The 21,449-nt window shown below is 59.8% G+C and carries 19 protein-coding genes, 1 tRNA gene and 3 pseudogenes; 12 read left to right on the forward strand and 11 right to left on the reverse strand.

What is annotated here, in order from left to right:
- Nucleotides 1-58: 58 nt before the first annotated feature.
- Together ACSQ9D_RS11590 and ACSQ9D_RS11595 are read left to right on the forward strand one after the other, a co-directional pair.
- Nucleotides 59-1,315, forward strand: a complete 1,257-nt coding sequence (locus tag ACSQ9D_RS11590) for an AGE family epimerase/isomerase (protein WP_436282354.1) — start codon at nt 59-61, stop codon at nt 1,313-1,315.
- A 175-nt stretch (nt 1,316-1,490) separates the two neighbouring features.
- A complete protein-coding gene (locus ACSQ9D_RS11595; protein ID WP_436283820.1) occupies nt 1,491-2,729 on the forward strand; it encodes a D-arabinono-1,4-lactone oxidase in 1,239 nt (412 codons plus the stop codon).
- A gap of 116 nt (nt 2,730-2,845) precedes the next feature.
- Here the strand turns inward: ACSQ9D_RS11595 and ACSQ9D_RS11600 are convergent, their stop codons facing one another.
- Together ACSQ9D_RS11600 and ACSQ9D_RS11605 are read right to left on the reverse strand one after the other, a co-directional pair.
- The gene (locus tag ACSQ9D_RS11600; protein WP_436282355.1) at nt 2,846-3,337 is read right to left on the reverse strand and encodes a heme-degrading domain-containing protein; all 492 of its coding nucleotides are present in this window, start codon (nt 3,335-3,337) and stop codon (nt 2,846-2,848) included.
- Nucleotides 3,334-3,570: a hypothetical protein gene (locus ACSQ9D_RS11605; RefSeq protein WP_436283893.1), complete on the reverse strand. Its 237-nt coding sequence runs from the start codon at nt 3,568-3,570 to the stop codon at nt 3,334-3,336. The genes ACSQ9D_RS11600 and ACSQ9D_RS11605 overlap by 4 nt, the downstream gene beginning before the upstream one ends.
- Here ACSQ9D_RS11605 and ACSQ9D_RS11610 point away from each other — a divergent pair.
- Nucleotides 3,532-3,633, forward strand: a pseudogene (locus ACSQ9D_RS11610) (GntR family transcriptional regulator); the annotation flags it as partial. The gene ACSQ9D_RS11605 and the pseudogene ACSQ9D_RS11610 overlap by 39 nt on opposite strands.
- Nucleotides 3,634-3,689: 56 nt before the next feature.
- Here the strand turns inward: ACSQ9D_RS11610 and ACSQ9D_RS11615 are convergent.
- Both ACSQ9D_RS11615 and ACSQ9D_RS11620 read right to left on the reverse strand, forming a co-directional pair.
- Nucleotides 3,690-4,073 (reverse strand): hypothetical protein, encoded by a 384-nt coding sequence (locus tag ACSQ9D_RS11615; RefSeq protein WP_037119812.1) that lies wholly within the window; start codon nt 4,071-4,073, stop codon nt 3,690-3,692.
- Nucleotides 4,074-4,323: 250 nt separating this feature from the next.
- On the reverse strand, nt 4,324-5,067 hold the full coding sequence (locus ACSQ9D_RS11620; protein ID WP_436282356.1) for an SIMPL domain-containing protein: 744 nt from the start codon (nt 5,065-5,067) through the stop codon (nt 4,324-4,326).
- Between the two features lie 155 nt (nt 5,068-5,222).
- Here ACSQ9D_RS11620 and ACSQ9D_RS11625 point away from each other — a divergent pair.
- A tRNA-Ile gene (locus ACSQ9D_RS11625) sits at nt 5,223-5,298 on the forward strand.
- A gap of 56 nt (nt 5,299-5,354) precedes the next feature.
- Here the strand turns inward: ACSQ9D_RS11625 and ACSQ9D_RS11630 are convergent.
- The gene (locus ACSQ9D_RS11630) at nt 5,355-6,026 is read right to left on the reverse strand and encodes a tyrosine-type recombinase/integrase (RefSeq protein WP_436282357.1); all 672 of its coding nucleotides are present in this window, start codon (nt 6,024-6,026) and stop codon (nt 5,355-5,357) included.
- 49 nt (nt 6,027-6,075) lie between these two features.
- On the opposite strand from ACSQ9D_RS11630, the gene ACSQ9D_RS11635 reads away from it, so the two are divergent.
- The 4 genes and pseudogenes from ACSQ9D_RS11635 (at nt 6,076) to ACSQ9D_RS11650 (ending at nt 8,358) form a co-directional block, all read left to right on the forward strand.
- Complete coding sequence (locus tag ACSQ9D_RS11635; protein WP_436282358.1) at nt 6,076-6,774, forward strand: hypothetical protein; 699 nt, start codon at nt 6,076-6,078, stop codon at nt 6,772-6,774.
- 118 nt (nt 6,775-6,892) lie between these two features.
- Nucleotides 6,893-7,153, forward strand: a pseudogene (locus ACSQ9D_RS11640) (type IV secretion system protein); the annotation flags it as partial.
- Between the two features lies 1 nt (nt 7,154).
- The gene (locus ACSQ9D_RS11645; protein WP_436282359.1) at nt 7,155-7,367 is read left to right on the forward strand and encodes a hypothetical protein; all 213 of its coding nucleotides are present in this window, start codon (nt 7,155-7,157) and stop codon (nt 7,365-7,367) included.
- A 10-nt stretch (nt 7,368-7,377) separates the two neighbouring features.
- Nucleotides 7,378-8,358 (forward strand): type IV secretion system protein, encoded by a 981-nt coding sequence (locus ACSQ9D_RS11650; RefSeq protein WP_436282360.1) that lies wholly within the window; start codon nt 7,378-7,380, stop codon nt 8,356-8,358.
- Between the two features lie 818 nt (nt 8,359-9,176).
- Here the strand turns inward: ACSQ9D_RS11650 and ACSQ9D_RS11655 are convergent.
- From ACSQ9D_RS11655 to ACSQ9D_RS11665, 3 genes and pseudogenes are all read right to left on the reverse strand, one after another.
- Nucleotides 9,177-9,626 (reverse strand): annotated as a pseudogene (locus ACSQ9D_RS11655) (hypothetical protein); the annotation flags it as partial.
- A 327-nt stretch (nt 9,627-9,953) separates the two neighbouring features.
- Nucleotides 9,954-13,106 carry an efflux RND transporter permease subunit gene (locus ACSQ9D_RS11660; protein WP_436282361.1) on the reverse strand — a complete coding sequence of 1,051 codons (3,153 nt, stop codon included), beginning with the start codon at nt 13,104-13,106 and terminating at the stop codon, nt 9,954-9,956.
- A 34-nt stretch (nt 13,107-13,140) separates the two neighbouring features.
- Nucleotides 13,141-14,331, reverse strand: coding sequence for an efflux RND transporter periplasmic adaptor subunit (locus ACSQ9D_RS11665; protein ID WP_436282362.1), 1,191 nt, complete (start codon nt 14,329-14,331; stop codon nt 13,141-13,143).
- A gap of 395 nt (nt 14,332-14,726) precedes the next feature.
- Here ACSQ9D_RS11665 and ACSQ9D_RS11670 point away from each other — a divergent pair, with 395 nt between their 5' ends.
- The 4 genes from ACSQ9D_RS11670 (at nt 14,727) to ACSQ9D_RS11685 (ending at nt 17,242) form a co-directional block, all read left to right on the forward strand.
- On the forward strand, nt 14,727-15,518 hold the full coding sequence (locus ACSQ9D_RS11670) for a DUF2092 domain-containing protein (protein WP_047519901.1): 792 nt from the start codon (nt 14,727-14,729) through the stop codon (nt 15,516-15,518).
- Nucleotides 15,515-15,844, forward strand: coding sequence for a hypothetical protein (locus ACSQ9D_RS11675; RefSeq protein ID WP_436282363.1), 330 nt, complete (start codon nt 15,515-15,517; stop codon nt 15,842-15,844). Before ACSQ9D_RS11670 ends, ACSQ9D_RS11675 begins: the two co-directional genes overlap by 4 nt.
- Nucleotides 15,845-16,063: 219 nt before the next feature.
- A complete protein-coding gene (locus ACSQ9D_RS11680) occupies nt 16,064-16,276 on the forward strand; it encodes a hypothetical protein (protein ID WP_436282364.1) in 213 nt (70 codons plus the stop codon).
- Nucleotides 16,277-16,432: 156 nt separating this feature from the next.
- The gene (locus ACSQ9D_RS11685) at nt 16,433-17,242 is read left to right on the forward strand and encodes a Ku protein (RefSeq protein WP_436282365.1); all 810 of its coding nucleotides are present in this window, start codon (nt 16,433-16,435) and stop codon (nt 17,240-17,242) included.
- A 21-nt stretch (nt 17,243-17,263) separates the two neighbouring features.
- Here the strand turns inward: ACSQ9D_RS11685 and ligD are convergent, their stop codons facing one another.
- From ligD to ACSQ9D_RS11700, 3 genes are read right to left on the reverse strand one after another with little or no spacing between them, the layout of a single operon-like run.
- Entirely contained in the window at nt 17,264-19,777 is a 2,514-nt protein-coding gene (ligD, locus tag ACSQ9D_RS11690; protein ID WP_436282366.1) for a DNA ligase D, read from the reverse strand.
- Nucleotides 19,778-19,779: 2 nt separating this feature from the next.
- Nucleotides 19,780-20,607: a Ku protein gene (locus tag ACSQ9D_RS11695; protein ID WP_436282367.1), complete on the reverse strand. Its 828-nt coding sequence runs from the start codon at nt 20,605-20,607 to the stop codon at nt 19,780-19,782.
- Between the two features lie 10 nt (nt 20,608-20,617).
- Nucleotides 20,618-20,848, reverse strand: a complete 231-nt coding sequence (locus ACSQ9D_RS11700; RefSeq protein WP_436282368.1) for a hypothetical protein — start codon at nt 20,846-20,848, stop codon at nt 20,618-20,620.
- Nucleotides 20,849-21,449: the final 601 nt, after the last annotated feature.

Here is a 21,449-nt window from a genome sequence, read left to right on the forward strand (position 1 = left end):
CGGGCGGCCCCTATATAGGCAGTTGCAAGGACTTTGTGCACGAAATCGGAGGAGTATCATGGCATTTGCAATCGGCGACGCCACGCTCGGAAACTGGACCACCCGCACCTACCACCGCAATTGGCTTCTCGCACAGGCAAACGGCCTTTTCGATTTCTTCCAGCACAATTCGGTCAATCCCGAGGGCGGTTTCTTCGATCTCGACGATAGCGGCAAGCCGCTCGATGCCGCTGGCCAGGTCCGTCCGATCCACATTGCAGCCCGCGCCGTTCACTGCTTTGCCATTGGCGCCCTGCTTGGCCGCCCCGGTGCTGCCGACATCGTCGATCACGGCATGCAGTATATCTGGAAGCATCACCGCGATAGCAAGAATGGCGGCTACTTCTGGTCGCTCAACAGCGATGGCCCGGTCGATTCTACCAAGCAGGGCTATGGCCATGCCTTCGTGCTGCTTGCCGGTTCCTCGGCGAAGGCCATCGGACACCCGCTTGCCGACGGCATGATCGCCGACGTGACCGAGGTCTTAAACACCCGGTTCTGGGAAGCGCGCCACGGCGCGATCGCCGAGGAATTCAACGCCGACTGGTCGCCGATCGACGGGGGCACCTATCGCGGCCAGAACTCCAACATGCACCTGACGGAAGCACTGATGGCGGCCTTCGAAGCGACAGGCGACAAGGCCTATCTCGACAAGGCCGAAAGCATTGCCGATCTCGTTATCCGCCGCGCTGCCGGTTCGGTGGATTGGCGCGTGGCCGAGCACTTCACGTTCGAATGGGTTCTCGACAAGAACTATCGCGGCAACGAGATGTTCCGCCCCTCAGGCACCACACCCGGCCACTGGCTGGAATGGGCGCGCCTCGTGCTGCAGCTCTGGGCGCTCGACGGCAAGAGGCACGACTGGATGCCGGAGGCAGCCAAAGCTCTCTTCGCTCAATCGATGCTGCTCGGCTGGGATGCGGACAAGGGCGGCTTCTTCTACACGCTCGACTGGCACGATACGCCCGCCAAGCGCGAAAAGCTCTGGTGGCCGGCTTGCGAAGGTGCTGGCGCGGCACACTTCCTCAACGAGCACCTGCCGAGCGACTTCCACGAGGAAAGCTACCGCAAGATCTGGAACGTCATCGAGCGCTGCTTCATCGACCACAGGAACGGCGGTTGGCACGAGGAACTCACCGAAGACCTGGCTCCTGCGCACACCATCTTCCCCGGCAAGGGCGATATCTACCATGCCCTCCAGGCCTGCCTGATCCCCCTCTTCCCGGCAACCGGCAGCCTGACCAAGGTTATCCCGGAAGCCGGCGGCAAGATCTGATCCTGGGCGAGCACCACCCCAATGGTGCTCGGCCATCATTTCAAACGATATCGCAGCGGCACCGTAACTCGAGCGGAGGACACGACGCGGCCCACCGGCGCAAACGACAAGACGTCGTTGGAATGGCTGTGCGATACAAATCCGGGAGAGGTTTTGGTTTATGACGCGCGTTCCAATGACCAATTGGGCGGCAAGCTTTCACTATGGCTTTCGAGATTGCCTCTACCCGACTTCTGTGGAGGCGGTTTGCGAGATCGTGGCGCGATCGCCAAAGATAAAAACCGTGGGATCAGGCCATTCATTCAATGCGATCGCCGATGGCGAAGTTGCCCTGTCGCTGAGCAAACTTCCGATCAACCCCATTATCGAAGGCGATGGAACACGGGTTTCAATGGGCGGTCATTGCACCTATGGAGAGCTTGCGCTTTTCCTCCATCGGCATCATCTCGCCATTCACAATCTGGCATCGTTGCCCCACATTTCGATTGCCGGAGCAATTGCCACGGCAACGCATGGCTCAGGCAACCGGAACGGTAACCTGGCGACAGCGGTTTCGGGACTCGAGATGGTTTCAGGCGATGGCCGCCTTATAAAGGTGGCACGCGGCCATGCCGATTTCTTGGGACTGGTGGTGCATCTGGGCGCCCTTGGCGTCATTACGCGCGTGACGCTTGACGTTCAGCCGGAGTTTCAGATCGCACAGTCCGTCTACGAAGGATTGGCCTGGGACAAGCTGTTGGCCAACCTCGATGAGATCATGGCTGCGGGCTACAGCGTCAGCGTGTTCACGCAATGGGGTCAACAAGCGGGATCAATTTGGGTCAAGAGAACCGCATCAGCCGATGAATGGCCCGCCGCCATCCATGGCGCAACGCGCGCGATGGTCAACAGGCATCCCATAAGCGGATTGGATTCGCAAAATTGCACGGAACAGTTGGGGCAGTACGGGCGATGGTCCGACAGACTCCCGCACTTCAAGATGGGCTTCACGCCCAGCAGTGGCGAGGAGATACAGTCCGAATTCCACGTTTCCAAGGAGTATGGGGCGGCGGCGATCGAAGCCCTGCTATCAATCCGGGAGACGTTTGCCCATCTGGTACAAGCAGCGGAATTTCGGACAGTCGCAGCGGATGAGTTGTGGCTCAGTCCTCAGTATCACCGCGACACCCTATCGATCCACTTTACCTGGATTCGCGATCAGGAGGCAGTGAACGCGGCTGTCAAGCATATTGAGCAGATACTATCGCGGTTCACGGCCCTGCCGCACTGGGGCAAGGTCTTCACCGGGCGTCATATCGGGGCAAAATACGAAAGGCTCCCTGAGTTTGCCCAGCTTCGAGACAGGATGGATCCCCAACGGGCATTTTCTAACCCGTGGTTGGAAGACGTCATATTTGGTACGAGCGAAACCTAGGCGCCTGTCGCGGACGACGTTGCCTCTACCTCCGCTCGAATTGCAGCCGTACCGCTGTCCAGAAAGATCGCTTGCAGCAAAGACCTGGCGCGTCATAAACACGCCAGGCAAGGGATTTATGCCAAGCGCAGCGCGTCGAGGTCCTTCGCCAGCATCAGTGCCAGCGCCTCGACGGCGAGATTGTGGTCGTCGCGTTGCGGCAGGCCGGACACGGTGACCGCGCCAATGCAGCCAGTGCCCTTTACATTGATCGGGAAGCTGCCGCCGTGCGGCGCATAATCGGCATCCGCGAGGCCGTTGTCGGCAACCGTCTTGCCTCTCTGCTTGAGATCGAGACCGATCGCGTAGCTGCTCTTGAAGTAGCGCAGCACCAGATTGCGCTTGCGCCGCACCCACTGCACATTGTCAGGGGTGACGCCGGGGAGTGCAGCGTAGAAGACAGGCATCGAATGCAGCGTGATGTCGATGGCGATACATAGGCCGCGTTCGGTTCCGAGCTCCTGCAGGAGCTTGCCGAGCTGCCACGCCGTCGTGAGATCAAAGGTGTCGAAACTCAACGCGCTTTCCTGTTCTGCGATCCGCGCGAGGTCATCGTCTGGCGTGGTCATGTCTGCTTCCTCTCCTGCAATGCTTTTTTCTGAACAAATGCAAGCGGAGCGTAAAAGTAAAGCAGAATCGTGGTGATACCGGCGCCCTTAAATCTCGGTGGGAGCATATCGAAGCGATCGCGGATCGTAGATTGGGTGTCGCCGCCGAGGGGCGCAATGGCATCAACGCGCAGGCGACCGAGCGAAGCAATCGGGACGAGGCTTGCCGATTGATGCTTCACCACATCGCACATATTGAGGCCGACCTCGATCTGCGCGAACGCGGGCGCGTCGGCCTCAAGAAAGCCTTCGAACTATATCAATTTCTAGCTTGGGAGGCGCGATTGCGGCCGAATGACCGCAATCCACCAGTTCAACTGTCCGAGTGGCGCTCGGCTGGCCGTTCTGCAACGGCGACGATCTCAGGCATACCGTTTGCAAGCAGGCGTTTGCGAACGAGGACGCCCATGACGCGAGCGGCGGTCGAGAAGCTCATCTGGTCAAGCGGTCCCTCGCCTTCCCAGGGTTTGGTAAGCCGTTCGGTGACGGCCCCGACGATGTTCATCGGAACGATGTCGTCGCATTGACGCATCGCTTCGAAGACCTGGCTGATGGGAACAACGCGTCCTTCGAAGGTGACGATTGGTTCCGTGAGTTCCGTATCCCACTCCTCGAAGGCATAGAGTGCTTCGCGGAAGAGTTCCTGAAGGGTGAACGGGGCGTGTCCATCGTGAAGCGGCGGCAAGGCATTCGTCATGTCTGTCTCCTCTTTAGGGCTATTTGCCATTCCTCCTCTTCGGCCAGGCAGCAACGTGGGAAGCAGAACTCAGGGTTCCCCTGCGGGGCCGAATAACACGATCGATGTTATAGTGTAATATATGCGTGATAAAGCGTTTTATCCGCCTCGCGGTTCCCTCTCGCCGGACAAAAATAAATAGGCCATTGATATTGCACAGAATATCAATGGCCGTTCGTATCAAATTAAAGGCAGCCGAGGCGCCGGGCGACTACTGCGCGATCGAAAACGTCACGTTGACGGTGATGTTGTAGCTGGTTTCACCGCCCTGGACCGGTACGGCTGAGTCTGCCGCTTCCTTCATCATGGCGGCCCGATAGACCGGCACCGGCTGCGGGCGCGGCGATGTCTCGCTGATCTCGATCACACGCCCGAGCTTGACGTCGGCGGCTTCGGCCAGTGTCTTCGCCTTCACAATCGCATTGGCGACGGCATTCTTGCGCGCCTCTTCCATTGCCTTTTCGGGCTTGTCATTGGTGAACTGAATGTCGCCGCCCTGGTTGACACCGAGTGTCACGGCCTCGTCGAGGATGGCGCCGAGCTTGGACAGGTCGCGGACCCGCACGCTCAGCGAATTGGACACCTGGTAGGCGATCAACTGTGGCGACTGAGGCTGACCATCGTTGGTCTGCGGGTAGCTGTACTGCGGCTGCACCGAAAAGCCCGAGGTTTGGAGATCCCGCTCGGCGATACCCGCCTTTTTGAGCGCGGCCAGCACATCGTTCATCGACTTGTTGTTCTCGTCGAGCGCCTCGCGTGCGGTCTTTGCCTGCTTCACGACGGACAGGTTGAGCACCGCCATGTCGGGTGCCACGCTCGCCTGGCCCTCGCCGCTAACGGAAATCACCGCCTCGCGCGGCTGCGAATCGGCGCCCAGCGCCGGCAGCGCCGTGACAGCCGCGGTCGGAAGGCCAAGCAGGAGGCTGAAGGCGATTGTTCTGGTGTTCGGCAGCACGATGTTTCACTCCGTGATTGTGAAGTCTCGATTGTCGTCTTGCCGATTGATTGTGAAGCTATTGCGGCAGTCCCTTGTGACCGCTGAAGAATTGCGTTAGAGCGAAACCCGTTCCGGGGAACCATTGCGCCGGACACGGCAGCCACGCTGCCGCAGGGCCTGTAGCTCAATGGTTAGAGCCGGCGGCTCATAACCGCTTGGTTGGGGGTTCGAGTCCCTCCGGGCCCACCATCGCATTGTTTTCGTTATAGAATATAGAATAGGACCAACATGAGTTGGGCCTAGCTCTACTTAATCAGCTTCATAGCGGCTCGGCGCTTCGATGCTTCCCGGTCGGCATCACGGCGCTCACCGTCAACAAAAGCATCCGCGACGAGCTTCTTGCGATTCGCTTCCTTCAGATATGGGTCGGCCTCGCGCACTGAGGAGTGGCCCATGGCCGTCTGGATCTGAGGGCCGGTCGCGCCGTCGAGCGCCAGCTTGATGCCGAAATTTTTGCGCAGCCCGTGAAGGGTGTAGCCGGTTGTGCCAGCCTTCCTGTTACTGACCGGTATCTCGGCCTGCTTGCACCAGTGGGCCATCATGCCGGTGAGGCTCTTTTCCGAGAAGGGGTGACCGTAGCCGTTCACGAGAACAAAGCCGCTATCCCGGTCAAGGGGCTCAAGGGCTTCGGCCAGATCCCGGCGCACCGGCAGGAACATTTCCTTTCCGCCCGTCCGCTTGCTGTTTTTCTTCTGCCGGAAGGAGAAGGCCGCCATCTCGCGGGTCTCGCCGTTGCCAAGCTCGACCGCCTCGCTAACCAGTTTGTCCCATGTCAACCGGGCGATATCGCCGCGGCGGTTACCGAGCCAAATCGCAAGTTCGAAGCAAGTGCGCGCGGCCGAGCCGATTTGATGGCGAGTCCGAAACTTGGCGATCATCTCGTCCGGCCACTTACGGTGGCCCAGCGTCTGCGGCACCGGGGCCTCGAGGGTAAAGGTCGGGTCGTACTCGATCCACTCCTCCTGAATGGCGATCCTTGTTAGCTTGCGGATGGGAGCATTCGTACCAGAGGGCGAAGCCGCGCCCTACAGAAAGACGACCCTGACTCGAGGAATCATTTCTCCCCATCGAGTATCGATCGTTACGTGTTTTACTCACGAAATGCTGAGGTGCTCGAACTTCGAAGCTATTTGTCGCGATTTGATCGCGGCTGATACCTTGGAGGTTCTAGACGCTGCGTTGCTGTCGTCGGCAGCCGCAACAGCGACAAGCCCGGCTGGCTTATTGAAAGATGCGATAGTGATCCAACCGTCTGAAGCGATCGGCGCCCAGGCGGCGATGGATATCGCAGCGCTCACAGCGGCTATTAGTAATCCCACCGATTTAGTGTTCATCAGCCGCAACGACATCCGGACCCGGGGGCTGCTCTATGCCGGAGTTGGAGGAAACGCGCTGAACTGGATAAGCTCATCGAGGGCACCGGAAGCGACCATCATTGCATTGGATTGCAACTCGCTGACGATGTCCGAGGGAGGCTTCGAGTTCGAGAGTTCAAGCGAAACCTTGCTTGTCAACATCGACGAAACACCAGTTCCCGAACCACTGGAAGACAGCACGCAAAGCCTCTGGCAGATCGATGCTTACAGTCTACGTCTTCTATCTTTCGTGTCCTGGGCCCTAAGAGGCAGCGGCCGCGCTGCGAGTGTGAGCCCGATAAAATGGTGACTGTCGATGAAAGACATCAGGAAAACTGCTGAGAAATCCGGAATTGCCGAATCCCTGGACAGAGCGTTTGGAGCTCCGGAGCGGAAGAGACCAAAATCGATCACCTTGGATCTAGCGAGTATCGGCACTCGTTAACGGGTCACAGCAGGCGATCAAGAGCCGACGCAGCGCTTTCGAGCAGGCAGGGGCCCAGATCGGCACAGCGCAAGACATCAAGGGCTCGATCGATCAGAACACGCAGCTGCAGGTTCAATCAGGCCTGACGCTCAACGAAATGATCGGCGTCATGAATGGCGCCGTCACATCCCTGCAAGCGGAGAACCAGCGGCGTCTCACCGATATCTCAAACACTAAGAAGGCGCTGGCGTATGGGAACTGACATGGCAAAGCGTGAAATCGGCACCGCTCTTCTGGTCGCGGCAATCGTGGCCGGCTGCGGTACCGTCAAGGAAAAGGCGGCGCCTTGCAAGCGTCCGGCCAATCTCACGTCCTTTGTGGGCGATCCGAGGCATGAGTGCGGGCCGATGCGACGCGTGAACGATCCGGCCGCAGCCTTTGCGGCGATCGGCGTGATGGATCAGGATCAGCATTAGGAACGCGCCAATGCAGGATTTTCTCGGTGATCTGCTCGACCGCATCGAGAACTCGGGGACCAGCTTCTCGGAGAAAGCCTATACGATTGTCGGCAACGAGATCATGCCGCTGCTGCAGACGTTGTTCGTCGTTTATGTCGCCTGGTACGGGCTCCAGCTTGTCATGGGCACAGCCCGGCTCGGCGTCGGCGAAATCGTCGGACGCATCGTGCGTATGATGATCATCCTTACGTTGGTCAGCTCCTGGGGCAACTTCAACAACCTGTTCTACCGCTGGATCAACGACACACCAGAGGACGTCGGCCGTGCGATCCTGGCAGCATCCGGCACCGGAATTTCCGAGCCGACCAATGGCATGTCGATGATCTGGCACACCGCCAACGAGGCGGCCTCGGCTCTTGCCGAGCAGTCCGGCTACCTCACCATCCTTCCAAGCATGATCGGAGTCACTATAATGGTCGGCGCCGGCGTCTTCATTGCGATCGCGCTTGCCATTCTGATCCTCGCCAAGGTGATGCTCTGGGTGCTGATCGGAACCTCTCCCATCTTCATCAGCTGCATGCTGTTCGAGAGAACGCGCGGTTACGGCGTTGGCTGGTTCAATCAGCTGCTCACCTACGCCCTGATCCCGCTGTTCATCTACGTCATTGCCGCATTCCTAATTGCCGCCATGAATCCTGAACTATTGAAGATCGACGCAGCCAGTGGTTCGAGAACACTCACGCTCGCGGACACTGGCGGCTTCCTGCTGCTCTGCACCGCGGGCGGCTTCGTCATGCTCTACATCCAGTCGCTCGGCCAGGGCATCGCTGGCGGAATTGCTGCAGGCATCGGCAACCGCCGCGTTCAAGGACTGCTCCGCAAGAGATCTTCTCTCGCAATGCCTCTATGTCGTCGCGCTCCATCGCTCGTTCTCCTTCACGTTCATTCTCTGAGGACAACTCCAAAGAGCGCGAAGGCCGATGGACGCAAGGGCGCGCTATCTACTTGACGATGAGTGAGACGTGATGCGCGGCAAAGCCTCCCTTGCGTGCATCCGGCCGCAAGCGCCAGAGGTCATTGCGAGGGTCGCACTGATGACAGCTTCCGCCAGGGACGGATGCCCGAGACAGGCTGGCCAGGTTCCGCCCTAGCGACAGCCCGGCCCGCAGGGCGGCGAAAACCGCCTCAAAATGCGACGAAATCGGCTGTCGTTACGCTGGCATTAAAACGCGCAATTCTCCTTAAGCGTGTCACGAGATTGCGGTCGCACGCCTTTGCGGGGGAGAACGATGGCGGCGATCAAAATGAAGTCCTACACGTCTCCAACGCGGATCCTGCCTGTGCTCGATTGGGAAGAGGGAAGCCAGACGAATGATTTCCTCCAACCACACAGGGACGCATGGAGATGGAAGGCGAGCAACTGTGCTTTGCTTGCGAGCATCGAGCAGCTCTTGCCCCAGACGGGGAGAGCCGAGAGGTCAGCCTACCCGTTGGTGATCCTCTCGAGCCCTCTCAGGGGACCCGAAGGTGCCCCTGCGTGTCCTTTTTGGCGGAAGGACAGGAGCAACTTAGGCAGAGTGCGCGCGCTTGGAAAGTTGGACCAAGGTCCGATTGGAAGGAGGGAGGCTGCAGGAGGGTTGGTCCGCGACATCCTAAAGCCTCCCTCATCCTTCGGGGCAGAAGGACATGGGTCACTTAGCGTTCACAGAACGCTCGGGTAGTCGGACTTAGGTCTGACGAGTTCACCGCCACTTTGCCAGTCTAACGGTATTTCCGGCACACCCGCTCGTCACAGGAGTGCCGGAAGAAGCGGAAACGCAGGAGGAATCAGAGCCCGTGCGCTAGGACCTTCTGGCAGCCTGGCGACAAACGCTGCATGTTTTCCCTGAGGCAGGCGATGCCGCGTCCGCCGCCGAGCGGAACGGCATTGCAGTAAGACCGGAAGTCCGGCCCGCAGGCCTCACGGGCAATGACCATTTCCTCACGCGGTGAAAGCTGCGGTGCGGCCGCGGCCGGCGCTGCGGCCTTGGGGGTGCCGGCATCCGGCGTCGCCGGCGCCGTCGATGCATCGGAAGACGATTTCGGCGCGGCGGCCTTGCTGCCTCCGCCGAGCGCGCTGATTGCCTGCTTGCATCCCGACGAGAGCGACGCTTCGTGCTGCTGCAGGCAGGCAAGCGCCTCCTTGCCTCCCGGCGTGACGCCTGAGCAATTGGATATGAAATCGCTGCGGCAGGCGGACTTGACTGCGTTGCGCTGCGCGTCGGTCGGTTGCTGCGCCAAGGCGGCGCCCGCGAACAAGGCGACGACGCCCAGCACGGACAGGCCAAATCTCATTCTCCACATGCCATGTTTCGCGGATGGGATTTCCAGTGATGACGACGAGACATTTTCCATAGTTCCTCTCCCTGCGGAAATCACAGTGTCGACCATGTCGGCATCGTGAGGCTGCTCCAGCCCTCTTCCTCCGAGGGCGCTCCATTGCTTATCCACGGGGCAGAAGATCGAGCGCTGCGGCCCGTTCGTCCCTCGCCGGGAACAACAATTCTCAATGCGACGTCAGTTCTGGTCAGCGGCGTGTCGATGTTGGTCCTTGACACCGCATACCTACGTCTGTGCGTCGGGCACCGCCACTGCACGGCGCTTCCGGTATTCCTCGAAGTGCTGCAGGATCACGTAGAAGGACGGCACCAGCAAAACCGCCAGGCACGTCGATGCAATCATACCGCTGAAGACGGAAATGCCGATCGATCGGCGCGCGTTGGCGCCGGCACCTGTCGCCATCACCAGCGGCACGACGCCAAGGATGAAGGCAAACGACGTCATCAGGATCGGCCGGAAACGCAGCCGCGCTGCAAGCACAGCGGCAGCGGCGATTTCCATCCCCTGCATGCGTTTTTCACGTGCATATTCAACGATCAGGATGGCGTTCTTCGAGGAGAGCGCGATGAGCAGAATGAGGCCGATCTGGGTATAGAGATTGTTGGCAACGCCGAGCGCCGTCAGTGCGCCGACCGTCCCCAGCAGAGCGAGCGGAACGGCGAGAATGACGGCGAACGGCAATATCCAGCTTTCGTACTGTCCGGCCAAAACGAAATAGACAAGCAGAATGGCAAGGCCAAAGACGTAGTAGATCTGCCCGCCGACCGCCCTCTCCTGATAGGACAGCGCCGTCCACTCGAAGCCGGCGCCTGGCGGCAGCGTCTGATCGGCAATCTGCTCCATGACATCGAGCGCCTGCCCGGAACTGAAGCCGCTGGCGGGACCCCCGACGATCGTGGCGGTAGGATAGAGATTGTAGAGGCTGATCAGCGACGGCCCAGGCACGCTGGTGACATCGATCACAGTACCAAGCGGGACCATGGTGCCATCGCCGGCCTTGACCTTCAGGTTGCGGATATCATCCGGCCGCACGCGGAAATCCGGAGCCGCTTGCACATAGACCTGGAAGGTACGGCCGAACTTGTTGAATTGGGTAACGTAGCTCGATCCGACGTAGCCCGAGAGGGCGGAGAACACCTGCCCGACCGTGACGCCGAGCGTCTCGGCCTTGATGCGATCGACCGAGACCTCAAGCTGGGGAGCATCCGCGCGGAACGACGTCTGCAGCCGCTGCAGCGAGGATTGCGAATTCCCGTGTTCGACGATCGTGTCGGCCAGCGCCTGCAGCAGCGGGAAATCGAAGCTACCGTCCTTGAGGAGCACCTGCATGGTGAAGCCGCTGGCATTGCCGATGCCCTGGATCGCAGGTGGGACCACGACCAGCGTCTTGGCCTGCATGACGCTCTCCAGTGCGCCATTCAGATGCTGGTATATCGACAGCAGATCCTGGCCTTTTTCCTTTCCTCGCACGTCCCAGTCCTTGAGAACGACATAGGCGACACCGGCGTTCGGCAGGCTTGCATTGTTGTCGAGGATCGAAATGCCGCTGATCGTCAGAACCTGATCGACGCCCGGTGTCGCCTCAGCGATCTCGCTGACCCGCAGCATCACGGCATCGGTGCGCTCCTTCGACGCACCATCTGGCAGTTGCGCGCTGATCAGCACGTAGCCTTGGTCCTCGATGGGAAGGAAGGCCGTCGGAAGCCGGGCGAGCCCCCAGAAGGCAACACCAATCAGCGCCAAACCCACGAGGACTGCGATCGCACTATTGCGCACAAGGCCGCCAACAAGCCGGGAATAGCCGTTCTCCGCGGCATCATAGATACGGTTGAAGCCGCGATAGAAAATGTTGCGCTTCTCGGGCGGAACGGGCGGCCGCAGCCAAAGGGCGCATTGCGTCGGTTTCAACGTTATCGCGTTGATGGCGCTGATCAAAGCGGTCGCGGCAATGACCAGCGCAAATTGTCGGTACAGCTGCCCCGTCAACCCAGGCAGGAAGGCAGCCGGAATGAAGACTGCCATGAGAACCAGCGTAATACCGATGACCGGGCCGAGAAGCTCGTCCATCGCCTTCTCTGCCGCTTGCCTGCCGGGCATCCCCTCCTCGACGTGACGTGACACGCCCTCGACGATGACGATCGCGTCATCGACAACGATGCCGATCGCAAGGACGATCGCAAACAATGTCGACAGATTGACGGTGAACCCAAGGGCTGCCATCGCCGCAAAGGCACCGATGATCGTCACCGGAACGGTCGTCGCCGGCACGAGCATGGCGCGCCAATCCTGCAGGAAGAGCAGGATCACGATCAGCACCAGAACACCGGCCTCGATCAGCGTCACGTAGACTTCGCGAATCGACGCCTTCACGAATTTCGTCGTATCGAACGGCATGTTGTATTCGAGGCCAGGCGGAAAGCCCTTTGAAAGCTCCGCCATCTTCACCCTGACGGATTCGGCGACCGCGATGGCATTTGCTTCCGGCAACTGGAAAATGCCGATGCCGGTGGCGGGGCGCCGGTTCTGCAGGAATGACTGGCTATAGGTTTGAGCGCCAAGCTCGACACGCCCAATGTCGCGCACCCGCGTTATCCGGCCGCCACTGTCGGAATCGACCTTGACGATGATGTCTTCGAAGTCGGCGACTTCGTTGAGACGTCCGCTGATATTCAACGTGTACTGAAAATCCTGGCCGCTTGGCACTGGCGGTAATCCCACCTGCCCGGCCGTGACCTCCTGGCTCTGCTGCTGAATGGTGTTGACGACGTCCTGCGGCGTCAGTCCCCGGGCCTGCAGGAGACCCGGGTCCATCCAGATACGCATTGCGTACTGGCCCGCGCCGAAGACGCTGACATTGCCGACGCCCGGAAGCCGGGCGAGTTCATTCTGCAGGTTGATGACAGCATAATTTGACAGAAAGAGGCTATCGTAGCGGCTATCTGGCGAGGTGAGGCTGACGAAACCGAGGATCGATGTCGACTTCTTCTGCGTCGTCACGCCTTGGACCTGCACCGCCTGTGGCAGTGAGGGCATGGCAATGGCGACACGGTTCTGCACGAGGACCTGCGCCTGGTCGGGGTCCGTGCCGATCGCGAAGGTGACGGTCAACGAATAGGTGCCGTCGCTGGCGCTGGTCGACTGCATGTAGAGCATGTTTTCGACGCCGTTGACCTGCAATTCGATTGGCAGTGCAACGGTGTCCACCAGGGTCTTGGCGCTCGCGCCCGGATAGCGCGTCGTCACCTGCACGGTGGGCGGAACCACATTCGGATATTGCGCAACCGGCAACTGGAAGAGCGCGACGGCACCAATCAGGACGAAGACCAGAGCAAGGACATTTGAGAGCACCGGCCGCTCGATGAAGAAGCGCGAAATCATCTTGTTCGCCTCCTGGATCGGGTCCGGTGCCGTCTCATGGGAGCTTCGATCCGCTGGGACCCCCTGTTGCGGCGGCGGCGTCTATCGTGATTTTCTCTGGCGTGACCTTCATGTCGGGTACGGCCCGCTGGATGCCGGCCATGACAACCCAGTCGCCAACGTCGATACCCTGCTCGATGACCCGCATCGAGCCGTCGCGCTGGCCGATCTTGACCGGTCGCTGTTCGATCACGTCGTCCTTGCCCAGCACGAGCACATAGTTCCCCTGCTGATTGGTGCCGATCGCATCATCGCGAACGAGAAGCGCCTTGTCCTGATGGGCCACCGGAACACGAACCCGAACGAAAAGGCCCGGCAGGAGGGCGTGGTCCTTGTTGTCGACAATACCCCGAACCGAAAGCGTGCCTGTCGAGGCATCGATCTGCGGAGCGACATAGTCGAGATGGCCCTTGTGCGGATATCCCTCCTCGTTCCCCAGCCCGATTTCCACCGGTATGGTTGGGAGATCGACTTGTGTCAGCTTGCGCCCTGCCTTTGCGAGGCTCTGCTTGATCGTCAGCACCTGCGCTTCGCTGACGTTGAAATAAACGTACAGCGGATCGGTTTGCACGATGGTGGCAAGCTTTGTCGGGCCGGACACTCCGACCAGCGCGCCGACATCGACGAGATGATCGGTCACCGTGCCATCGAAGGGCGCCACTACCTCGGTGTATCCAAGATTGATGTTTGCAAGATCGAGGCTGGCCTGCGCGTTCAGAATGGAGGCGTTTGCCTCATCGAGCGTCGCCTTGGCGCTGTCGACAGCCGTCTGCGTCGTCACCTGCTGCTTGTTGAGATTGAGTTGCCGGTCGTATTCCTGCTTCGCACCGACCTGCGACGCCTGCTGCGAGGCCAACTGCGCCTGAGCTTGATCGACCTGCGCCTTGTAGGTATCCCGCTGGATGCTGAAGAGCTTGTCGCCCTTCTTCACTGCAGTGCCATCCTTGTAGTCGACCGACTCAAGAAAGCCCTGGACGCGCGCTTCGATATCGACGGCGCTGATAGCATCCGTATTGCCTGTCAGCTCGAAGTATTCAACTACCGGCTGTTGCAGGGGTTGCGCGACATTGACCTTGGGCGGCGGCGGCGGCACATACGCATTGCCCCCGCTGTCGCACGCCGACAAGCCGGCGACCACTGCCAAAATCCCGACGAACTGTAGCCCTCGATACGATCTACCACGCATTTCCCTGCCCCGATGAATGCACGAGCTTCGGATTTCATGCGTGCCTCGCAGTGGATCCCAACACTCCTGGGGCCGAGGCGGAGTGTAGTATGGGACAATATTTCCGCGAAAGGCAATAGCAACGCACGCGATAAATAGTTGCCGATACAAGCCGGGATGTGCGAGAAGTAATGAACTTACAGTTACATTTCGGCAGCAAGAAAAAGAAACGTGCAGTAGCTGCGCCTGCGTCCGATCGGGCGGAGGTTGCCGAGCCGTTTTCGAGTGTCTCAAGGCAGGTCTAAAGGAGTGGGCTCGCCGACGCCTTGCTAGCGATGGCAATGCCGCCGGCAACCTTAACGTACCCAGCATTGAACGCGTACCCAATCAACCGTTGCCAAAGTGAGGGCCGTGACATGTCGAAATTCATCTTGCCGACGCGCTTCAAGCTACTGGTTGGCGTGTGCGCGGTAACCGCCGGATTGAGCGGCCCGACCGGGGCATGGGCGGACGACTCGAAGGAACTGCTGAAGGCAATGTCCGACTATATGGCGGCTCAAAAAACGTTCTCCTTCGACTATGTCTCGTCGGTGGAAGCCGTGACGCCGGCTTTTGAGAAGCTAAAGTTCATCAGCTCCGGCACCGCAACGGTCAGCCGGCCGGACAAGATTCGGGTGACACGGACGGGAGGCTTTGCCGACCTTGACGTGAGCTTCGACGGGACGAAATTCACGGTTCACGGAAAGAATCTCGATGCTTACGCCCAGGTCGACGCGAAAGGCAGCCTCGACGAACTCTTCGACCGGCTCGAGAATGCGGGCGCCGAGATTCCAGGTGCCGACCTCTTGCTGTCGAACAGTTTCGATACGCTGATGGACGGTGTCACCGAGGCCAAGCACATCTCAAGCGCCGTCGTCGACGGCATCGAATGCGAATACCTGACCTTCCGAAAGAATGATGTCGACTGGCAGATCTGGATCGAGACGGGCTCGAAGCCGATTCCGAAGCGCTATGTCGTCACCAGCAAGCATGTCGTGCAGGCACCCGAATACACGCTTGAGGTCCGGAATTTCCGCACGGGAGAAGATGTGAAGCTGGCAAGTTTCGCGATCGACATTCCTGGCGATGCAAAGAAGGTCGACCTCAGTGAACTCGGTCAGATCGATGAGCTGCCGGCGCCGGCAGGCCCAATGGGAGACGCACAATGAAAACTGTCGTACGGATTTTCGCCTTTGCGCTCGCAGTCGCCTTTGCCTCTCTTGACGTCAGCATTGAGGGCAATGACCTGACAACCCTGACCTTCAGGGCGTCCACCCCGGCCGAGGCCGTGATCGGACGCCCGCTGACGCCGCTCTCCTACGCGGGCGTCGCCCGCCGGACCACCCGCCGTGTCGTGCGCAGGACAAACGTCTACATCAGCACTCTGCCTGCGGGCTGCGTCTATGGAGCGTATTATGGGGGCTACTATTACCGCTGCGGATCGCTCTACTACGCCAAGAGCGGCGCTACCTATGTGCAAGTGGTGATCGAATAGAGCTCGCCAGGTTTCCTGGTGGCAGTCGGTATAGGTTGCCACTGCTGGGCTCGGAACCAGCGACGGCGATGGCGTTTCATGCTCACTGTGGGCAAAAGAGCGACCTATAAACAGCAACTTGACGAGAAACTGGCGGCCACGCTCAGCCAGGCATCGGCTCTAGCGATCTGGTTTTCATCGCGAACCTGGAGACCTGTATAACCAGGCGGGCCGGCAAGAATGGATTTCCCTTTTACCACCAAAGGCACGCGCATCAGCGATCCGACGGAACTCGAGAGACTCTCGGCTTTAACCATTCCACCCGCCTACACCGAGGTTCTTACCTCTGCCGACGAAAATTCGCACCTTCAAGCTTGCCAAGCTCGCCGGTGCCCGGTTGCCGAAGCGCCAGGTTGTTGCGCTGGATGGACCAGGGTAAAATCCTTTTGCTAGGCTGGTTGAAAGGCCTCAACGGGCGCTGATAGCGGCTGTTCCCTGCATTCGCACGCTTCACGACGATTGCAATGGAACCAAACCGCACCTCAGGCCGTTATGGGCCATTGCCGCGAATGCGGCCACGGGAGATGGCGCCAGGGCGCCAGGGCGCAAATGGCACGTCAGACCTATTGGAAGGGCTATCTCAAGCTGTCACTCGTCACCGCCGCGGTATCGCTGACGCCGGCGACAACAGACAGCAACCAGCTTCGATTTCATGTCCTGAACCGAAAGACGAAGAACCGCGTCGAAAGCCGCTACGTCGACAGCGTCACCCACAAGCCGATTGCCGACAGGGATCAGGCCCGAGGATACCCGCGCGGCGAGGACGACTATGTCATTCTCGAAGACAAGGAACTCGAGGAAGTCGGGTTGGAAAGCACGAAGACAATCGACATCGATACGTTCGTGCCGCGCGGCTCAATCGACTGGATCTGGTACGACAAGCCACATTTTCTCACCCCGGAGGACAAGGTCGGCACCGAAGCTTTCTGCGTGATCCGCGAATCGATGAACGCAAACGATGTCGTTGGCATCGCCCGGCTCGTCCTCTACCGGCGCGAGCGGGCAGTCCTGCTCGAGCCGCATGGCAAGGGCATCATTCTCTGGACGCTGCATTTCGGCGACGAGGTTCGCCCGCCGGCAGCGACACTGGACAGCCACAGCAAGGTGGATGACACCGTGCTCTCGCTGATGAAGAAGCTGGTCAAGGACCGGACCGAGGAATGGCAACCGGCCATGGTGCAGGATCCCATCCAGAAACGGCTGAGAGCAATGATCCGAGCGAAGCAGAAGAGCCTCGTCAAAGCCACACCGCCATCCTCCAAGCGGCTGCCACCGAAACCGACGGGCAACGTCGTCAATATCATGGACGCACTGAAGAAAAGCCTCGCCAAGGAAACAGGCCGTCCGAAATCTCACTGAGACATCGCAACCAGCGGTCCGTTACTTTTGCTTCTGGAGCGGGACGGCGGCGGCAAAGAAGTCCGCCCACGGATCGCTTCGCAAGGTATAGAGACGGGCCGGAGCGTTGTCGACCGTGAAATAGGCCGGACCGATTTCCTCGGTCAGCTCGTTCCACTCAAGCGGCATGGAGACGGCAGCCCCCGGGCGCGCACGCGTCGAATAGGCGGCAACTGCCGTGTTGCCGCGTCCATTGCGCAGATAGTCGATGAAGATCTTGCCGTTCCGCTTCGCCTTCGTGGCGGTCGCCAGATATTTATCCGGCTGATCTTTCGACATACCATCGGCGAGCGCCTTGGCGAAGGCCTTGACCTGCGCCCAGCTGGCCTTCGGTTTCAGCGGCGTCACGACATGCAGTCCCTTGCCGCCGGAGGTCTTGACGAAGGCCGCGAGACCGGCCGCTTCGAGACGCTCCTTCAGTTCATGGGCGGCGGCGATCACATCCGTCCAGCTGACGCCATCGGCCGGGTCAAGATCCATCGTGATCATGTCGGGCCGTTCCCAACTGCCTGTCGTGGCACCCCAGGGATGGATCTCCAGCACCGCGGACTGGACAAGCGCAATGATCCCGTCGAAGTCCATGATGCGCAGCAATTTCTCGCCGCCCTTGTCCTTCGGATCGGTGATCTGTTCGATATTCGAATTCATGCCCTTCCAGGCATGCTTCTGAAAAAACCGCTGTCCGCCGATACCATCAGGACAACGCAGCAGCGCCAGCGGCCGCTTGGTCACATAGGGTTCGATGAAGCGCCACACCCGCGCATAATAGCTGGCCAGCCCCTGTTTCGTGATGCCCTCCTCCGGCCAGTAGATGCGATCCGGGTGGGTGAGCGTGACGCTGGACTGAGGCAGTTCCTGAGCGGTCTTACTTGTTGCTTCGGGCATCACATCCTCTGGCGCCTTGTCTTGCCTCAAGCCACGAAACGCAGCATGCCGCAAATTGCCGTCGGCCGACCAGGCCTGAAACGCGACCTCGGCAACGAGCTCCGGCCTGACATAGACCAGCCCGCGGCGCTCTTCGGCCGTGAGTTCATCGTCAAACGAATTCTCACTCTGCTCCATCGCCGACAACGTGTCATAGAGCTCTTGTGCGACATTGACGCTGAAGCCCGTTCCTACCCTGCCGACATGCTCAAGCTTGCCACTGCGGTTGACGCCCATGGCAAGCGAGCCGATCGCATTTTTCATCGAGGTCGACGGCACATAGCCGCCGATAACCAGTTCCTGCCTCTGCAGGCATTTTGATTTGACCCATTCGCCAGTGCGCCCGGGCACATATTCACTGTCGGCCAATTTCGAAATGATGCCCTCAAGACCGAGCTGGCGGGCATGGTCCAGCACCAAGGCACCCTTCTCGGCAAAATGCTCGCTGTAGCGGAGCCTTCCGTCAGCGTCTGCCAGCAGACAAAACAGCAACTCCTTGCGGCTGGTGAGCCGGGCTTGCTGCAGGCCGTATCCGTCGAGATAAAGCAGATCAAAGGCGTAAAAGACGAACCGATCGTGACGCCCTTGGCTGAGATCGTTCTGGAGGGCCGAAAAGTCGGAGGCGCCGTTTTCCCGCTCGACGACGATCTCTCCATCCAGGATCGCTGACTTGGCCGACAGTGCCGCGAAAGCATCGACGATCTGCTGGCCGAACTTCTCGGTCCAATCGAGCCCGCTGCGCGTGAGCAGGGCAGCCCTGCCATTCTCAAGCCGTACCTGCAGCCGGTATCCGTCAAATTTGATTTCGTGGATCCACCCTTCGCCCGACGGCGGTTTTGCCTTGAGCTTGGCAAGCTCGGGCTCGACAAAGGCAGGCATCGCGGCCTTTTTGGCTCCCTTCGGCCACTCATGGCGTTTCGGCTTCGCCAGGGTCGCCGCAGGCTTCGGGGAGGCCGGCTTTGACGTGCCCGTGGAGCGGGAGTTCCAGGTGGCGTCAGGGTGCTTGGCAACCTCGTCGATCTTGCGGCCGCTCTTCACCGATTCCGGCCGCTGTTTGAGAATGTCGCCCTTGCGGCGCGCTTCCTCGTCCTCGGCCTTGATGAGCAGCCAGTTTTCCTGTCTGTCGGTTGGTTTGCCGTGCATCCGAACCAGATGCCAGCGGCCGCTGAGTTTCTCACCGTCGAGGTCGAACTCCAGATGGCCCTTCTTGTAGCCCTTATGCGGATCGCCATTCGGCGTCCAGGTGCCCCGATCCCAGACAAGCACCGTGCCGCCACCATATTGCCCCTTGGGGATGATGCCTTCGAAGTCGCCATAGTCCAGCGGGTGATCCTCGACGTGAACGGCAAGCCGCTTTTCATCCGGATTGAGGCTTGGCCCGCGTGTGACTGCCCAGCTTTTCAGCGCGCCATCGAGCTCAAGCCGGAAGTCATAGTGCAGTCTCGTCGCATCGTGTTTCTGAATGACGAAGCGGAGCGCTGCTGGGGTCGCAGACTTGGAGCCGCGCCGGCTTCCTCGCGGCTCGGGCGTCACCTTGAAATTGCGCTTTGCCTGATAGGCCTCCAGAGCCATGGTCAGCTCGCCTTCGTCTGCGAGCTTGCGGCGCGTTTGCTGGCCGGTGGCTTAGCACTCAGCTTGGCGCTCTGGCGCAGGGCGTCCATGAGATCGACGACCTTGCCCTGCGGCTTTGGCTTCGCTCTCGGCAGCTCCCTGCCCTCGATTTTCGCCTTCACCAGCTCCGACAGCGCCGTCTCGTAGCGATCGTCGTATTCCTGCGGATTGAAGGCGCCCTTTTTCGTGCCGATGATATGGCCGGCCAGTTCGAGCATTTCGTTGTCGAACGTCATCTCCGGAATGTCCTTGAAGGCCGTATCCGGCTTGCGGACCTCGTAGTCGAAGCTCAACGTCGTCGCGACGACATAGTCGTCCTGCGGCCGGATCAGGACCGTGCGGTTACGGCGGAACAGCACGGCCTCTGCGATCGCCGCAACCTTCTGATCGTGCATGGCGCGAGCGATCAGCCCGAGCGCCTCCTCGTCATCTTCGCCCGCCGGCGCCAGATAGTAGGGCCGATCGAAATAGAGCTTGTTGATTTCATTGTAGGGTACGAAGTTCTGCACGTTCAGGACTTTGTCGCTCTCCGGCATGACGCCGGCGATCTCGTCGCCCTCGATGACAATGTATTCGCCGTTGTCCAACTGATATCCCTTGACCTGGTCATCCCGTTCAACCGGCTTGCCGTTCTCGCTGTCAACGAACTGGCGCTCCACGCGATGGCCAGTCTTGCGGTTGATGATGTTGAATGAGATGCGGTCCGAGGTGGAGACGGCCGTGTATAATCCGACGCCGCACACGAGGTCTCCGACCTTCAGATGGCCTTTCCAGCTTGCCCGAGCTGCCATGACATTCCCCTCAGTTGTCGTTTTGCAGTTTACGCCGGCGCCTTTCATCCAAGGCTATGATCTTCTCAACGGATGCGACGTCGTCGCTCGTCACCACCGGAACCGGGTCGGCAGCGATGGCTTCGAGCACATCCTTCGATAGTCCTCCGTTGCGGATCACCCATTCAAGGGTCTCACGCGTCTGGCGTTCGGCCTTGAGCTGCGCATAGAGCGCAATAATCAGCCGGTCTCGGGCATCCATCTGCCCGCTCTTGCGATTTATCTTTCGGATGTGAGGCACGTGATCACCCGCCCGCGTTTGCAACGAGAGGATTCAACAGATTGGAGGCAAAAAAGTTCCGGGACCGGCGGGCTGCGGCACTCTTTTTGCGTTTGATGGCAACCCTAAAACCGCAGCGGAGCAGAAGAAACGATCTCCTGCTTGCCCTCTCACTGTCTTGGGAATGACCTGTGTGCCGACGACCCGCATGACGCTGGCATGACGCTGACTTCCCCTTTTCTTCTTCCGAGAGACAGAAGCCACAAGCCAATGTTCCGCGTTGCGACCAGCGGGGCGGTGTCCAGCGCGCAAAAAAATAGCCACCGCTTGCACGGTGGCTGAGAGTATGAGGTCAAGGACCTCCAGAGGGAACAGTTGCGTCATCGACCGGGAGGATGGTCGACATGCGTCAGCAACCGTTGCCAATATGCAGCTTTGGCGCCGTCCGCTCAATCAACCACGGACCGAAATCCGCCATTTGCTGAAACCATCTTTCCAGATTTTCGTGCAAACGCGCGATATTCTACCCGCACATCCGTCCCGGGCGGCCCAGCAGTCGGAGCCCCTGGCACCGAAACGAGGA

It is taken from the genome of Rhizobium sp. LjRoot258 (genome assembly GCF_964254185.1).
GTDB lineage: Bacteria > Pseudomonadota > Alphaproteobacteria > Rhizobiales > Rhizobiaceae > Rhizobium.